We start from the raw sequence: 15,148 nt of genomic DNA on the forward strand, positions 1-15,148 counted from the left end.
TTCAGCTAACGTTCAGTTTACAGGGAGTAATATTGTATGCATAACTTAAAAAGTCTCCTTAATGGCTTGCTATAACTCGCTATTTTATCCAGAGGCTTTCATCAATAGATGTTTAGGAGAAGTAACATGCAAAAAGCTAAACTTAGCAAGTCACTGAACTGTTTACTTATATCACTATCAAGCGCCTTGCTCTTTTCAGCACCAAGCGTAGCGAATAACACGGCTAGCCCTGCACTAACAAATGTTGAGCAAACGCTTACAGAAAACGTAAACCGTTTTACTGAAGCCGAAATTGAACAAATGCTTGCTCCAATCGCATTATATCCAGACGCTTTACTTAGCCACATTCTAATTGCTTCAACTTATCCTATAGAAGTTGTGGACGCTGAGCGTTGGTTAAGTAAAAACTCACAATTAAGCCCTGAAAATATTGCTGATGCGGCAGAGAGTAAAGATTGGGATGCCAGCGTTAAAGCGCTCCTACCTTTTCAGAATATTCTTAAAAAATTAAGTGAAGATTTACGCTGGATGAGCAACTTAGGCGATGCTTTTCTACAAGATGAAGCGCAAGTACTAGCCAGTGTACAAGCATTACGTCAACAAGCAGACCAAGCCGGCAACCTTCAAAACATGAATAACGTTAACGTGGTTCGTGAAACTAAAACAATTATTATTGAATCAAGCCAGCCCGATGTAATTTATGTACCTTATTATGATACTAGGCTTGTTTACGGAGATTGGCGTTGGAGACATTACCCACCAATATATTGGCATCAACCCGTTCATTATGTATCGCATCATGGTCATTATTACTGGCATAACCCTGTTCACCTGAGCGTTGGTCTCTTTTTTGGTGCTGTGCATTGGCACAATCGACATGTAGTAGTTAACCATCATAAATCTCGCTATTACAAACGTCATAGTAAGAAAAAAGTTTCAACAAGTTATCAGGCAAAGCGTTGGCAACATAATCCACGCCATAGAAAAGGTGTGGCTTATCGTAGTACGAAATTACAGAAAAAATATCGTAGCCTAACGCCAAGTGTGCAACATCACAAAGCCGTGCGAGCCAATCAAAAACATTTGTTTAATAAAAATAAACATATTACTAAACAAGTTAATAACAAATATAAGCCTGAATATAACACTGGTAGAAGTGACAAAATCAAACAAAAACTACAGGTAAACCGTGCGATTAAAGTAGACAAAAAAAATGCGTCAATTAAGCATCAACCTTATGCAGGAAAAAATTGGCACAAATCTAAAGTTGATAGCAAACAGGTTAAAAAAGTAAGAAAAGTAGAGTCTGCTAAGTCATCAAAGAAGTATTATGCTAGCAAACATCAAGCAGTAAAAAGTAGCCATAAGCAAGTTAAAAGTCGACAAAGTGAAAAGGTAATAAGTCATCGTAAAAGTTCAGAGCAAAATTACGCTAAACCGATCTCAACAACGAAGAAATCTTATCAACCAAGACACAGTGCAAAAAGTGAAAGAACTATCAGCAAACGCTCTTTTGAAAATAAACAAAGAAGTCGCAATAACAGTTCACATCGAAGTAAAAGTAAACAAGAAAATTAACCTTCAATGGTAAATAACAAAGGGCGATATCAAAAAATGATATCGCCCTTTCTATAAAGTAAGTTAACTAATTTTCTGGTTAAATTAAAGCCCTTGCTCTATTGCCGTTAAATTGTTGTCTACAAAAACTAACTTGGTACATTCATCTTTAGTAGTTAAGCCATCTTTGTGTAAACGTTGAGTGCGGTAATAAACTACTTTTACTGTTTTTCCATCATCCAAATAAGACTCATTAAAATCAGCAACGCCCATGACACGGGCAACTTCAGAAAATGTCGTATTTAGTTGCAGATCAGCAATTTTTTTTCTATTTTTAAACTCTCTATCATCAAAGTCTCCCGACATAGAATGACCATCTTCGCCACCAACAGCGATAACACAACCCGTTAAGCTCATCGATAGTGGTGCGATTATAAGTAATGCTAATAACGATTTTTTCATTTGTTCTTCTCTCATCAAAAGTAATAGTGTTAAAAACTTATTTGCAAATGCCAAACCACTTCTATAACTAATTGATAAAAATAGAGTTTAATAATAAAACTAAAAACAAAGCAAGACACAGTTAGTAATATTCGCTAAAATATTGTCTCTTTAACACTTGAGTTAAGCTTAATGACTATATTTGATGAAATTTCCATCATAGCTAACAAACTTGCCAATGAAGGGAAAGTGCCTAGTGTCGCATTGATAAAAGGACACCTTAGCCAACCAACTCCTTTACCTAAAATTATTGCCGCTTTAAAAAGCTGGCATCACGATCCTGATTTTATAAAAACTACGGATAAAAATGAAGAAGCTAATCCAAACATTGAAAGTAGTCGTGATCATAAAGAACTTAACAAACTTATCGCTGAGGCTATAGCACCATTACAACAAGAAATAGCTGAACTAAAAATACAGGTAAAAGCTTTAATTAATAAATAAGTAAACTAAGTAAGATGACTAAAAAAGGAAACATATGCATTGTTGTAAATTCAATAACAATGCTATTTTCAGCCATTAATTAGTTATCTTCCATAGCTTGTGGTGGGATCCTTGGCGTAAGCTGTGTCACAAATTCCATCAAATTTTCAGCTATTTTTTTATGAGGCTCACAACCGACTTTTTCCACCCATATTTCACCCGTGTCATTATCTAAAGAGATAATATGATCATCGTCATCTGTAGTAGCAAAAAAAATGGTTAGCTTTTGTTTTAGTTTAGTTTTCATTAAAATATGACCGATAATATTTTCTTGTAAACGTGCAAAATCTTTAGCGCTCCAAGCAAACAGCAGTGACAAGTCGCCTTCTGCGCAACTTGCGTCTAAGCTATCACTAAACATAGTAGTAAAGTACTGTTTAATATCTTCATGAAGGGTAATTTCCAATGCTGTTTCAACATTTTCAAAGGTTAAGTTTTCATTAACTTTGATTGGACACCACAATGAAAACTCTTCTTCTTTAATTCCTTGTTCACACGGCGACGGCCAATCTTCAACCATGTGTGTTATAGGTAAATGTTTAAACCTATTTTCATAAGCTTGTAAGTAATCTTGTGAAAAATTCCACACAAGTTCTTTAAGCGAGTAATTTGATATTTTCATCTAACGACTAATTCCTATAAAATAAAGAAAATTTTATCAGTATTGTAACAACCAGAGAAGAAAATACTCAACAATGAGCACTTATACAAACGCAAAAGAACTCAGTAAATTAACCCTTGGTAAAGTAACTGATTATTGTAGCCAATATTCTCCAGCATTACTCCAAGCTGTTCCAAGAAGCCTGAATAGAGATAATTTAGGTTTAGCAACAGAGAATATTCCTTTTAATGGAGAAGATGTTTGGTATGGTTACGAGCTTTCTTGGTTAAATGATAAAGGCAAACCTGTTGTTGCTGTTGCTGAGTTTACTTTTCCTTGTACTAGCCCAAACATTGTTGAATCAAAATCATTTAAACTTTATTTAAATAGTTTTAATCAAACTAAGTTTTCATCTTGGCAGTCTGTAGAATCAGCCTTAATTAAAGATTTGTCGGCTACCGCTGGCGCTAATGCAAAAGTAAAACTCTTTAGCGTTAATAACTGCCCTGCTCTGCAAATACCTGTCGAAAATGCGGTTTGCATAGACGACCTTGATATTGAAATAAATCAATATCAATTAGCCCCTGAGCTATTAGAAAATGCATTAAAAGAGAACGCAGAAGAAGAAGTAACAGAATATTTAGTTTGTCATTTATTAAAATCAAATTGCTTGATCACCAATCAACCTGACTGGGCAAGTATTTATATTACCTATAGTGGCAAACAAATTTGTCATGCTGCGTTATTAAAATATTTAATTTCGTTTCGACAACATAATGAATTTCATGAGCAATGTGTTGAGCGTATATTTTGTGATATTCAACATTATTGTCAGGTTGAAAGCCTTACTGTTTTTGCTCGATATACGCGCAGAGGCGGTTTAGATATAAACCCTTTTCGTTCAACAGAACAAAAAAACGCACCTTCTTTAAGAACGTTAAGACAATAAACTCAACAAGAAACTTAATGAGTGTTGCTTATTTAGACTAACACTCATTAGTTACCTACAAATACTGGCTTTTTATACTGGAATGTTTATTATTAATATATACTGAAAATTAGGCTTTATATTTATTGTTAAAGCTATATTTTAATTAGCATTAATTGTGCTACTTTTCCATGATGGTGCATTTTAGGGAAGATTAATATGAGCGAAAACTCAGTCGCAGATAAAAATATCAAAGACTTAAAGTCACGACTTAAATCTGCTATAAACGCTCGCACTGAATTAGAAAACGAATATAGTGCACAATCAGCCCTACTCACCGGTTTTATTGGTAAACTATCTCAGGCCTGTAAAGGCACAGACATTCTGCTAGATAACAAATTAGCTAAATTAAGAACGACTTTAAAAACAGCGACGAGTTTCACCGAACTCGAAAATGATATAAAAGTTATTTCGACACTACTGCGACAGCACTCTTTAAAAAACGATAAAAGTAGAATAGAAATACATGAGCAACTTAATAGTTCGGGTACTGGCCTGCAAAAACTGAAAAGTTTCCCAAAAGAAAGTCGTCGTCAGCTACAAACCTTAATAACTAAGGCTGAAGAAAGTCACGCCTCACTCATTCAATACATTCCATTAATGAGTGAGTTTATCGCTTTCTATGAGAGCATCATAGTTGGGCAAATTAGATTAACGCCTGAACAGCCAAAATCTACCCATACCAGTAAACACGTCACAATAGATAAAATTAATGCTGTTGAAAGTGAAATTACAGCAGAAAATAATAATGCTGAGCAAGAAAAAGCGCCAAAAGAATTATTAGGCCGCTTTAATTCAATTTTAAATACCTTAATTATCTCTAAAAAGCACAACGCTAATATCCACAAAATAAAATTGAGTTTACACGGTCAAATTTCGAATCAAAATTTAATGACTGAATGCCTTAATGTTTTTGATTTTATGATTGAAGACTTAGAGCAAGAGCGAAGTCGAGCTAAAGTTTTTTTATCAACACTCAGCGATACACTCACTTCTGTTCAAGTATCAGTAACCGCAACAATTGCAACCTCTACAGAATCGATTGAGCAACATGCTAAAATAAATCAGGAACTGACTGAAACAATTAAAGAAGTTAGTATCGGCATTAACGATGCAGGTTCATTATATGAAATTAAAGTTGATGTGAATGATAAAATTCAGCACATAGCTAAAACGTTACAAACCAAAGCTAAATTAGAAGATAGTCAAAATATAGCATTGAATGAACAACTTAAAAGCATGTCAGCAAAGGTTGAAAAACTAGAGCAGCAAAGTAAAGTTTTTGAAAAACGTATACAAGAAGTTCAAGCTAAAAGCTTTCAAGATGCTTTAACTAAACTAGCTAATAGAGCATCATTTGATGAGTTTTTTGCAAAAGAGTTGGTTAGATTTCACCACAAACAATTTGATCTCGCCATTACTGTTATTGACCTAGATGACTTTAAACGTATTAACGATACTTTTGGCCATACTGCGGGCGATAAAACCTTACAAGTCATAGCTGAAACTCTTACAAAAGTCATGGGTAAAGATGTTTTTATCTGCCGCTATGGTGGCGAAGAGTTTGTTTTAATTTTTAAAAATGTTGATAAAATTACGGTAATGAATCGTCTCAATATGTTACGAAAGAAAGTAGCGAGTTTACCTTTTACTTTCAAAGGAACTCGGGTCAATATCACGCTATCAATTGGTGTCACTCTAGTTCAAAGAGAAGATATTGTGCACTCAGCTTTCGAACGCGCTGATACCGCACTATACCGAGCAAAAAATGAAGGAAAAAACAAAGTTGTTTACGGGTAAAAAAAACGAGGAAGTAGAATTATGCACACTCAAATTAATCCCGTAGGTAAAATGAATTTGCTGTCGCAGGCAGAGGTTGATCACTTACAACAATCAGCGACAAGTGAACTCTATAATCTCTTTCGTAATTGCTCTCTTGCTGTGCTTAATGCTGGCAGTCATACCGATAACGCAGAAGATATTTACCAACAATTTCAAGACTTTCAAATACAAGTGTTGCGCCGTGAGCGCGGGGTTAAATTAGCTTTAGATAACCCGCCAAAGCACGCCTTTGTTGATGGTGTAATTATTAAAGGTATTCAAGAACACCTTTCTGTGGTGCTGCGCGATATTTTGTTTATTGGCGACTGTTACACCGCTAACACTAAAGCAACCGATAACCCAACAAATATAATTTTTGATATGTTGCGTAATGCAAATGCCATTATTCCTGACAGCTCTCCTAATTTGATCACTTGTTGGGGTGGTCATTCAATCAACAGCAATGAATATACATACACCAAAAAAGTAGGTTATCAACTTGGCTTACGCGGTTTTAATATTTGTACAGGTTGTGGGCCCGGAGCAATGAAAGGCCCAATGAAAGGTGCAACATTTGGCCATGCAAAACAAAGAATTACTAATGGCCGCTATTTAGGCTTAACTGAGCCAAGTATAATTGCTGCAGAGCCACCAAACCCTATCGTAAATGAATTGGTGATTATGCCTGACATTGAAAAACGCCTTGAAGCTTTTGTGCGAATGTCTCATGGTATTATTATCTTTCCTGGCGGCGCAGGCACAGCAGAAGAGTTGCTTTATATATTGGGTATTATGCTGCACCCCAAAAATAAATCTCAGAAGCTACCTATTATTTTAACGGGTCCAATAGAGAGTGCTGAATATTTTCAGCAGCTTGACACATTCATTGCTGCTACTTTAGGCGAGTCTGCCCAACAACTTTATAAAATTATTATTGACGACCCAGAACAAGTAGCCAAAACCTTAAAGGCGACTACTGAAGATGTAGTTGCACATAGAAAACTTACGGGCGACTCTTATCACTTTAATTGGTCATTGGTTATCGAAGCTGAATTTCAACAACCTTTTGAGCCAAATCACGAAAATATGTCTTCCTTAAATCTTCATTTTGAGCAAAGTATTGAGTCTTTGGCTGCTAATTTACGCCGTGCATTTTCTGGTATAGTCGCTGGAAATGTTAAAGCAAGTGGTATTAAGGCGATACGTGAAAATGGCCCTTTTGAAATTAGTGGTGATAATAAAATAATGGCGTTAATGGATACACTTTTAAATTCTTTCGTTGAGCAACAAAGAATGAAGCTTCCTGGTAGCAAATATATACCTTGTTATACCGTTATTGAAGGTTAATTTGATGAGTGTACATCTAGTATTAATAGATGCGTTAAATTTGATCCGAAGAATTTACGCCGTACAAGAGCGACCTTTTTTGTTAAACAATGAATTAGCAGAAAATACCAAGCAGCAAGTTTTATTTAACACCGAAAAAGCATGTGAACAGGCCTTAAAAAACATACTAGAACAGCTTCAACCTACTCACGCACTGGCTGTTTTTGACTCACAAGCTCCATGTTGGCGGTATGAAATTTATCCAGACTATAAAAAAGGCCGAAAAAAAATGCCCGAGCATTTGGCTGATAAGTTAGCGGATATTCAAGACCGTTTTATGAAACACTTTGTTGACTCATTAGTTTCAGAAACTGATGAAGCAGACGACTTAATTGCCACTTTAGCGATTAAAGTGGCATTACGCGGCCAAAATGTAACCATTGTGTCTACTGATAAATGTTTTTTATCCCTGCTAAATCCTAATATTAAGGTATATGACTATTTTAATCGACGATATTTAGACGAGTCATATGTACTAAACAAGTTTAGCGTAAAGCCAAATAAGCTAATGGACCTATGGACATTAACGGGAGATAACACCAATAAAATACCAGGTGTTGCAGGTATTGGGCAAGTAACGGCTTCTGAACTTCTTAATAAATATGGCTCAGTTAAAAGCCTAGTTAACGCAACTGATTTAAAGAAAAACATCAGTGAGAAACTATCACAACATAATGAACAAATATCTCTTAGCCGCCAATTGCTAACCCTAAAAATAGATATACCATTAGGTTTTAACTTGAAAGATATTAGGCTTCCAGACCAAAATGCACTTGCCAGTAGTTAACAATCTGGTAACATCACAGCCTGCTGTTGTTTATTGGATTCTAAACTATTTAACTATGTACATTCTTGTTTAAAACTTAGCACTAATTAAATAGATCAAACAAAAGTAAATTCATTAAACACCAATAAAAGTTTTATCGATTTAATCGGATAACTCAACAACACTAAACACAGTTTGAAATAGTTTCAAGGAATATAAGTGAATAAAAAAGTTATTGCTAGGATCTTAATGGCACTCATAGCATACGGTATATTTGTAGCGCTGGTTGTGAACTTTTATGACGACAGCCCAGCTAAAATGCAATGGGAAGATAGAGAAGCATATAACAGACAATTTATAGCTAAACTTGAATTAAAACAATTCAACTTCAACAGTGCTATAGAGCAATTAGGTAGTCCTGATATCACTGAAGCTAAATTAATTGATGAAATAAGTTATCAGGTAAGCTTTTACCGAACACAGCATGTAAAATCTGACGGTATCACTACTCAAGATGAATGCACCGCATTATTGTTTACTAATGGTATTTTAACCGCGATTGGCAAAACGGCTTACGAACAATTCAAAACACTTTAATCTAGAATAAAAAATTACTCATATACAAAGCTTTAATTTATTAGCTTTCTTTAAAGTGCCTGCATGTGTCTTAAAGCATGTGTATTAAAGCATGTGTAACTTTACTTTAGATGAATAAATTTATTACGATACGTTTTGTGTTTGCCACTGTTTTAATCATTACACGCCTATGCCATGTACTTGTTCAACACAAAAGTAAATTAAGACTAAAGTTTAAGATTAAAATTTACTAACTGCTCTGATTAGTTGCTATAATTACTTGTTCATCATAACTAACTTAGCTAAACATTAATTAGTTAACTATGATGCACCCATATAATTGGCGTCGCATAAAATATACCCGATTATAATTGCTTTATATTTACCAAAAGCGCGCTCTTCTCATCAATTAACAACTGTAATATTCAAAAGGTAGTTTAAAAATGGCAAAACAAATCATAACAGTGATCCCAGGTGACGGTATTGGCCCTGATATTATCGATGCAACAATTAAAGTACTTGATAAAGCCGGCTGTGATTTTGAATATGAGTATGCCGATGCTGGCTTAGTAGCATTAGAAAATCATGGTGATTTAGTGCCAGAATCGACTCTAGCCCTGATCGAAAAAAATAAAATAGCCCTTAAAGGCCCATTAACAACACCCGTTGGTGATGGTTTTACCTCTATCAATGTTACTTTACGTAAGCATTTTCAACTTTATGCGAATGTACGTCCTGTATTGTCATTTAAAGGCACTAAAGCCCGCTATGAAAATATTGATATTATTACTATCCGAGAAAACACTGAAGGCATGTACTCAGGCCTAGGACAAACACTTTCAGATGATGGTAACTATGCTGAAGCAAGAAGCTTAGTGACACGTGAAGGTGCTGAGCGCATTGTAACTTTTGCCTACGAAACCGCGATAAAAGAAGGTCGAAAAAAAGTAACGGCTGTTCATAAAGCAAATATATTAAAATCAACTTCAGGCTTATTCCTTAAAGTTGCTCGTGAAGTAGCCGCTCGTTACCCACAAATTGAATCATCAGAAATGATTGTTGATAACTGTTGTATGCAGTTAGTTATGAACCCAGAGCAGTTTGATGTAATCGTAACGACTAACCTATTTGGTGATATATTATCAGATCTTTGTGCTGGTTTAGTTGGCGGCCTTGGTATGGCACCTGGCGCGAATATAGGTAAAGATTGTGCGATTTTTGAAGCCGTACATGGCAGCGCACCTGATATTGCTGGTGAAAACTTGGCTAATCCAACATCTGTAATTTTAGCGGCAATTCAAATGCTTGAGTATTTGGGCATGGCTGAAAAAGCTGACAATATTCGTCGAGCAATAACAGAGGTTATAGAATCAGGCGATCGTACTACACGAGATCTAGGTGGTACACATGGCACTTCAGATTTCACTCAAGCAGTTTTAGAGCGCTTGTAAACTAACTGCTAGTTTTGTAAACCCTTTAAAACCAAGTCTTATGACTTGGTTTTTTATGCAAAATTTTCTGCAAGTTAGATTCGTTTAAGAAGAGTGAATATCAGTAAAACAACAATCGCTTATAACTTTCAACTTCACTTTAAATATCACTTTCAACATCACTTTCAACCCACCTGAATTCGCATTTATTAAAACCACCACTATACTATGTAAAGCTTTATAGCCTATGTTTTCTCATTAGTACTATATAAGTTAAAAACAAGCTAAAACTGAACTGCTCCAAGGATGAAAGTAGTTATAGTAATGCAGTTAATTACTCGTTTATCGATTAAAACGAATATTTCTTGGCGCCAAAATATTTTATAAAATGAAACAAAAGGACTTTGTTATGACCCGATTAAATTTAAAATCTTTTGTCTTACTACTCGTGTTTTTACATGTAGGCAATAGCCAAGCGTCATTAATAAGTTATGACTTATTAGCACCTAACACATCAACAAACATCAATTATACCAATAACTTCAGTAACGCTTTTAGTAGCAATCAAGATGGTTTTCAAATATACCAACAAGCTGTAGATCTCAATATCCCCCTGGCTTTATTAGATCAAAGCACGGTTAATGCTTCTGATAATTTAGGTATAGTAAAAAGCGCTAACAATAAGCCATTTTTTGGTATTGTAGATACCGTCAACCCAGATAACCCAACTAATGATGCTATAGCAAGTTGGAAAATAAATATTGCCAATTTATCAGCTATTACATTTTTAACTGATATAGCTGCAATGGGAGATTTTGAGAGCAATGATAGGTTCGAATGGCGCTATAGTATAGACAATAATCCATTTATTAGTTTGTTCAAAGGTGTAACAAATGAAAGTACTTTTCAGGATTACAATTTAGACGTTGGTAATTCAATAACGCTTAGCGATCCATTAACGGTTAATTCTATACGCTTAAATAATGAATTTTCGACATTCACTTCATCCATTTTAGCAACAGGGAATTTATTAACGCTTGAGCTAAACGCTAAAACAAATGGAGGTAGAGAGGTACTGGCTTTTCAAAATGTCGCAATACAAGCTCAAGCCATGGCTGTTTCGGTAAGCGAACCTAAAACAGGAGTTATTTTTATACTTGCTTTGCTTTTTCTGCTTGCAAAAGGTTTTCCATCACAACAGTTACATGCTCAGAGAATTAAGCTTTTTTAAGCTAAAAGGCACAACAGCGGTTTATGCCTTCGAGATATACTTAATTTAAACACTTAAAAAAAATCGTATAATCAATCAATTAAAGATGAAATTCATAAATAAAAACGCCCTAAACTATTAAATAGTTTAGGGCGTTTTGGTATCTGCTAACAACTGTTTATTTACAGTTCAGTAGGAGGAGCAGAAAGCAACCTTGCGTGAACAGTGACTTCTTCACGATCATAATATAAATGTTTAGCAAACAGCTCATATTTAACATTATATTTAGCAAAGGCATCTTTAATCGTTTGCAAATCTTCATTAACTTGTTGATAACGACCTTTCATAGGCAGTTTCAAGTTAAACATGGCTTCTTGGCAATAGCCATTTAATAGCCACTCGCTCATCAACTTTGCAACTCGTTGAGGTTTCTCAATCATGTCACAAACCAACCAATAAACGTTTTTCTTTTGCGGTAAGTATTTAAAACCGTCCATCGTACGATGTTTTACTTGACCCGTTTCCATTAATGACTCTGCCATAGGGCCGTTATCAATTGATGTAACCATCATGCCACGACGTACTAATTGATAAGTCCAACCACCAGGTGCAGCGCCTAAATCAACCGCATTCATGCCAGATGTTAAACGAATGTCCCATTCATCTTTTGGAATGAAGTATAGAAAGGCTTCGTCTAGTTTTAACGTTGAGCGACTTGGTGCAGCGTTAGGAAATTTTAAACGCGGAATACCCATAACATGCGGTGAAGTATTACGCGCTAAAGAAAAGCCGAAGATTACTTCTTTGCCTGATAAAAACAACGCATGCAGAACAGCACCATCTTTATTACCCTTTTCAGTAAGTATTTTTTCTTTTCTTAATGCTTGTCGCAATGGAACCGCTAACTTACGACAGAATTTAGACAGTTCTTTACCGTCGTTAGTATCTGGGGTTTCCATGCGTAAATCAGCATACTGCCATTCTTTGCCTAAAGCTTCTACAATGGCTTCAACACGATTATAATCTGGCAAGTCAATTTTATCCGTCACCGTAACGAACCACTGGCGTGCAAAAATAAGCCTACGTAATGGAATTTTCTCCATTAAGGCTTCGCCTTCTTCAGGGTTATTAAGATGAAAATAAACCACGCCTTGGTTCTTACTCAGTTCTAAGTAACCGTAGACTTCATTCCATGAAGCTTTTTCTTGAATTTCTGCGCCACATTCTTTTTCAAATCCGGGGCGACAATAGAGCACTATTGCAGTCATATTGATTAATTACCTAACTTTTGGTCAAACATTTTAGTACCTGCAAATCCGACCAATAGCCATGCAAGTGCAAATGACAGGCCGCCAAATGGCGCCAGTTTTCCAATACTCAACACTTCGAATATAGTTTTGATATACAAACTGCCACTAAAAAAAACGATACCGAATGCAAATAAACCACCTGCAATCAATAATATAACCTTAGAATGAAGCTTGTATAAGATAATGGTTAAGCATAACGCCAATGTGTGAAAAAACTGATACGTTAAAGCTGTCATGAGTCGTTCTTGTGACACTACAGGTAGAGATTGTCCACCATGAGCTAACCAAGCGCCGAATAATACAGAAAAACAGCCACTGATACCAACAAATATCATCAGTAGTTTAGCAGCTAGTGTTAATTTCATCGATAAAACTCCCTACTAAACTCACTGCAGCTTGTTGATGATGTGCTAGTGTTTTACCCGACTTAACCCGAGGTTTTAAATCATGATCGCCATCATCAAAGAAATGTACTTGGCAACGAGGTGATATTTTATAGCTGTTAACTTCTGCTTTACTGCCTAAGGCATCTCTGTCACCTTGCAGTATCAAGACTGGAGTTTGGCTTTCTTGCAGCGGTAACAAACGTAACTTTTCTGGCTTTTTTATTGGATGAAATGGATAACCTAAACAAACCACTCCTTTAATGTTATGCATATCCATAAAAGATTTATTATTTGCTAGCGTTGCCGCTACTCTGCCGCCCATAGATTTTCCACCAATAAATATTGGCAAATCGGTTTTTACATTAGTGATTAATGACTGATAACAATCAATCAATACTGGCATTCTATCAGGTGGGCGCCTTTTGCCATCAAGTTTTCGTTTATCCATATAGGGAAAGTTAAAACGCAATACATTGAGGTGCTGTTCGTTCATCAGCTGAGTTAATACCTCCATATACTCATGGTTCATACCAGCCCCAGCACCATGGGCGAAAATAACTAAAGCTTTTGCGTTGTCAACTTCAGATAATACACTACTCATGGTAGCTTCACCGTTTATAGACCCTTTTGGGCTAACCCTTAAGTTGTTATTTCTCACACCAATTGTCCTTCATCAATTACCGGTTGTTCATCAGCCACAGTTTGTAATACCCATTCTCTAAATGCCGTTATTTTACCTAGTTCTAACTGTTGCTCTCGACAAACGATATAGTATGAATTTTTACTGATTAATACTTCTTTAAAAGGACAAACTAGTCGCCCACTATCAATATCAGGCTTAGCTAGTACACTATGCGCAAGTGCAACGCCCTGCCCATGAATAGCAGCCTGAAGTACCATAGCCGAGTGGCTAAAAATGGGGCCATGATTAACATTTCCTCCTTTAACATTAACGTGCTTAAACCATCGTTTCCAATCACGTCTGGAGGTATCATGCAATAAGGTATGATTTGCTAGATCTTCAATACTGTTTAATGGCTTTTTACCATCAAGTAATAAAGGCGAGCAAACGGGGATCAAATACTCGGTATGCAATTGTTCAGCATGTATGCCTTTCCAACGACCACGGCCATAGTATATAGCCAAATCTACATCTTCAGTTAACGAACTCTCCGGTTGATCGACGGCTTTAATGCGTACGTCAATATCAGGGTGCAGTAAATTAAAAGTATTCAACCTAGGCACAAGCCACTGTATTGCAAAACTAGGCTGTAAACTTACAGTAATCGCCCCTTTTTCACCTCGAGCTAATAACCTTTCAGTGGCATCATGCAATGCATTAAAAACATCTTTAATGTCGAGATAATAGGATTGTCCTTCTTCAGTGAGTAAAAGCGACCTATTCTTACGCATAAATAATTTTATACCTAAATTATCTTCCAGTGCTTTTATTTGATGACTGATCGCGGCTTGAGTGACGAATAATTCTTCAGCTGCCTTAGTGAAGCTTAGCTGGCGAGCTGAAGCCTCAAATGCCCTAATAGCGTTTAATGGCGGTAGTCTGTTAGCCAAGATTCACCTTTAAAATATTTATATACTTGTTAATGTTATGCATATTTTATCAAATTAACCGCATAACCATGTCGGATTAGTTTTTCTAATGAATAACATTATAATTAGTCAGTTTAATATTTACCAGCATTACCTTACTATAGCCGCATTAGATGAAGGACTTCATCTTTACCCGGAATTAATCGGTGAGAATCAAACAGGCTCCCAACCCTTGTTTGCAATAGAAAAGAAAGAGTCCCAAAACATCTATAAATACTATTGACGTTTTATTACAGGTGACTTATGAAAAACATTATTAAACTATCAACCATCGCTATGTTCGCTTTAATTGCTAACACTAGCCAAGCAACACAATTAGTAGAAGTACAGGCTATCAACGCTGTTGAGCTGATAGAAACAACTAAATTGCATCTAGCACAATCAATTAAATTGAATACGATAGCACTTAACCCTATCGAAGAAACAGCGCGTGCTCAAGTCGCTATGAACGACTCTACAAGCACTGAGAATGTAGATACTATCAGCAAAAGTATCACACTTGCTGAATAAGTTAAATTTACA

The 15,148-nt window shown here is 35.8% G+C and carries 16 protein-coding genes; 10 read left to right on the forward strand and 6 right to left on the reverse strand.

Annotated elements, in window-relative coordinates; translation table 11 throughout:
• Positions 1-126 precede the first annotated feature (126 nt).
• Entirely contained in the window at positions 127-1,578 is a 1,452-nt protein-coding gene (locus tag AC27H3_RS14860; protein WP_487107359.1) for a DUF3300 domain-containing protein, read from the forward strand.
• 84 nt (positions 1,579-1,662) lie between these two features.
• On the opposite strand, the gene AC27H3_RS14865 is transcribed toward AC27H3_RS14860, so the two are convergent.
• Positions 1,663-2,019 (reverse strand): DUF3192 domain-containing protein, encoded by a 357-nt coding sequence (locus AC27H3_RS14865; RefSeq protein ID WP_487107360.1) that lies wholly within the window; start codon positions 2,017-2,019, stop codon positions 1,663-1,665.
• Between the two features lie 171 nt (positions 2,020-2,190).
• Between AC27H3_RS14865 and AC27H3_RS14870 the strand changes: the two genes are divergently transcribed.
• Positions 2,191-2,502, forward strand: coding sequence for a hypothetical protein (locus tag AC27H3_RS14870; RefSeq protein WP_487107361.1), 312 nt, complete (start codon positions 2,191-2,193; stop codon positions 2,500-2,502).
• Positions 2,503-2,581: 79 nt separating this feature from the next.
• Here the strand turns inward: AC27H3_RS14870 and syd are convergent, their stop codons facing one another.
• Positions 2,582-3,163 (reverse strand): SecY-interacting protein, encoded by a 582-nt coding sequence (gene syd, locus AC27H3_RS14875; protein WP_487107363.1) that lies wholly within the window; start codon positions 3,161-3,163, stop codon positions 2,582-2,584.
• Positions 3,164-3,236: 73 nt separating this feature from the next.
• On the opposite strand from syd, the gene queF reads away from it, so the two are divergent.
• From queF to AC27H3_RS14910, 7 genes are all read left to right on the forward strand, one after another.
• Positions 3,237-4,091, forward strand: a complete 855-nt coding sequence (gene queF, locus AC27H3_RS14880) for an NADPH-dependent 7-cyano-7-deazaguanine reductase QueF (RefSeq protein WP_487107364.1) — start codon at positions 3,237-3,239, stop codon at positions 4,089-4,091.
• Positions 4,092-4,289: 198 nt separating this feature from the next.
• A complete protein-coding gene (locus AC27H3_RS14885; RefSeq protein WP_487107365.1) occupies positions 4,290-5,930 on the forward strand; it encodes a GGDEF domain-containing protein in 1,641 nt (546 codons plus the stop codon).
• Positions 5,931-5,951: 21 nt separating this feature from the next.
• Positions 5,952-7,298, forward strand: coding sequence for a nucleotide 5'-monophosphate nucleosidase PpnN (gene ppnN / locus AC27H3_RS14890; RefSeq protein ID WP_487107366.1), 1,347 nt, complete (start codon positions 5,952-5,954; stop codon positions 7,296-7,298).
• 4 nt (positions 7,299-7,302) lie between these two features.
• Positions 7,303-8,124: a flap endonuclease Xni gene (xni, locus tag AC27H3_RS14895; RefSeq protein ID WP_487107367.1), complete on the forward strand. Its 822-nt coding sequence runs from the start codon at positions 7,303-7,305 to the stop codon at positions 8,122-8,124.
• Between the two features lie 198 nt (positions 8,125-8,322).
• Positions 8,323-8,700, forward strand: a complete 378-nt coding sequence (locus tag AC27H3_RS14900) for a DUF3192 domain-containing protein (RefSeq protein WP_487107369.1) — start codon at positions 8,323-8,325, stop codon at positions 8,698-8,700.
• Between the two features lie 422 nt (positions 8,701-9,122).
• Complete coding sequence (locus AC27H3_RS14905) at positions 9,123-10,130, forward strand: isocitrate dehydrogenase (protein ID WP_487107370.1); 1,008 nt, start codon at positions 9,123-9,125, stop codon at positions 10,128-10,130.
• Positions 10,131-10,518: 388 nt separating this feature from the next.
• Entirely contained in the window at positions 10,519-11,340 is an 822-nt protein-coding gene (locus AC27H3_RS14910) for a hypothetical protein (RefSeq protein WP_487107372.1), read from the forward strand.
• Between the two features lie 161 nt (positions 11,341-11,501).
• On the opposite strand, the gene rlmM is transcribed toward AC27H3_RS14910, so the two are convergent.
• From rlmM to AC27H3_RS14930, 4 genes are read right to left on the reverse strand one after another with little or no spacing between them, the layout of a single operon-like run.
• The gene (rlmM, locus tag AC27H3_RS14915) at positions 11,502-12,587 is read right to left on the reverse strand and encodes a 23S rRNA (cytidine(2498)-2'-O)-methyltransferase RlmM (protein WP_487107373.1); all 1,086 of its coding nucleotides are present in this window, start codon (positions 12,585-12,587) and stop codon (positions 11,502-11,504) included.
• 5 nt (positions 12,588-12,592) lie between these two features.
• Positions 12,593-12,994 (reverse strand): DUF423 domain-containing protein, encoded by a 402-nt coding sequence (locus AC27H3_RS14920; protein WP_487107375.1) that lies wholly within the window; start codon positions 12,992-12,994, stop codon positions 12,593-12,595.
• A complete protein-coding gene (locus AC27H3_RS14925; RefSeq protein WP_487107376.1) occupies positions 12,972-13,616 on the reverse strand; it encodes an alpha/beta family hydrolase in 645 nt (214 codons plus the stop codon). Before AC27H3_RS14925 ends, AC27H3_RS14920 begins: the two co-directional genes overlap by 23 nt.
• A gap of 53 nt (positions 13,617-13,669) precedes the next feature.
• Positions 13,670-14,587 carry a transcriptional regulator GcvA gene (locus AC27H3_RS14930; RefSeq protein ID WP_487107377.1) on the reverse strand — a complete coding sequence of 306 codons (918 nt, stop codon included), beginning with the start codon at positions 14,585-14,587 and terminating at the stop codon, positions 13,670-13,672.
• A gap of 282 nt (positions 14,588-14,869) precedes the next feature.
• On the opposite strand from AC27H3_RS14930, the gene AC27H3_RS14935 reads away from it, so the two are divergent.
• On the forward strand, positions 14,870-15,136 hold the full coding sequence (locus AC27H3_RS14935) for a hypothetical protein (RefSeq protein ID WP_487107378.1): 267 nt from the start codon (positions 14,870-14,872) through the stop codon (positions 15,134-15,136).
• Positions 15,137-15,148 lie beyond the last annotated feature (12 nt).

The sequence above is a fragment of the Colwellia sp. NW0002-52-1 genome (assembly GCF_057550865.1).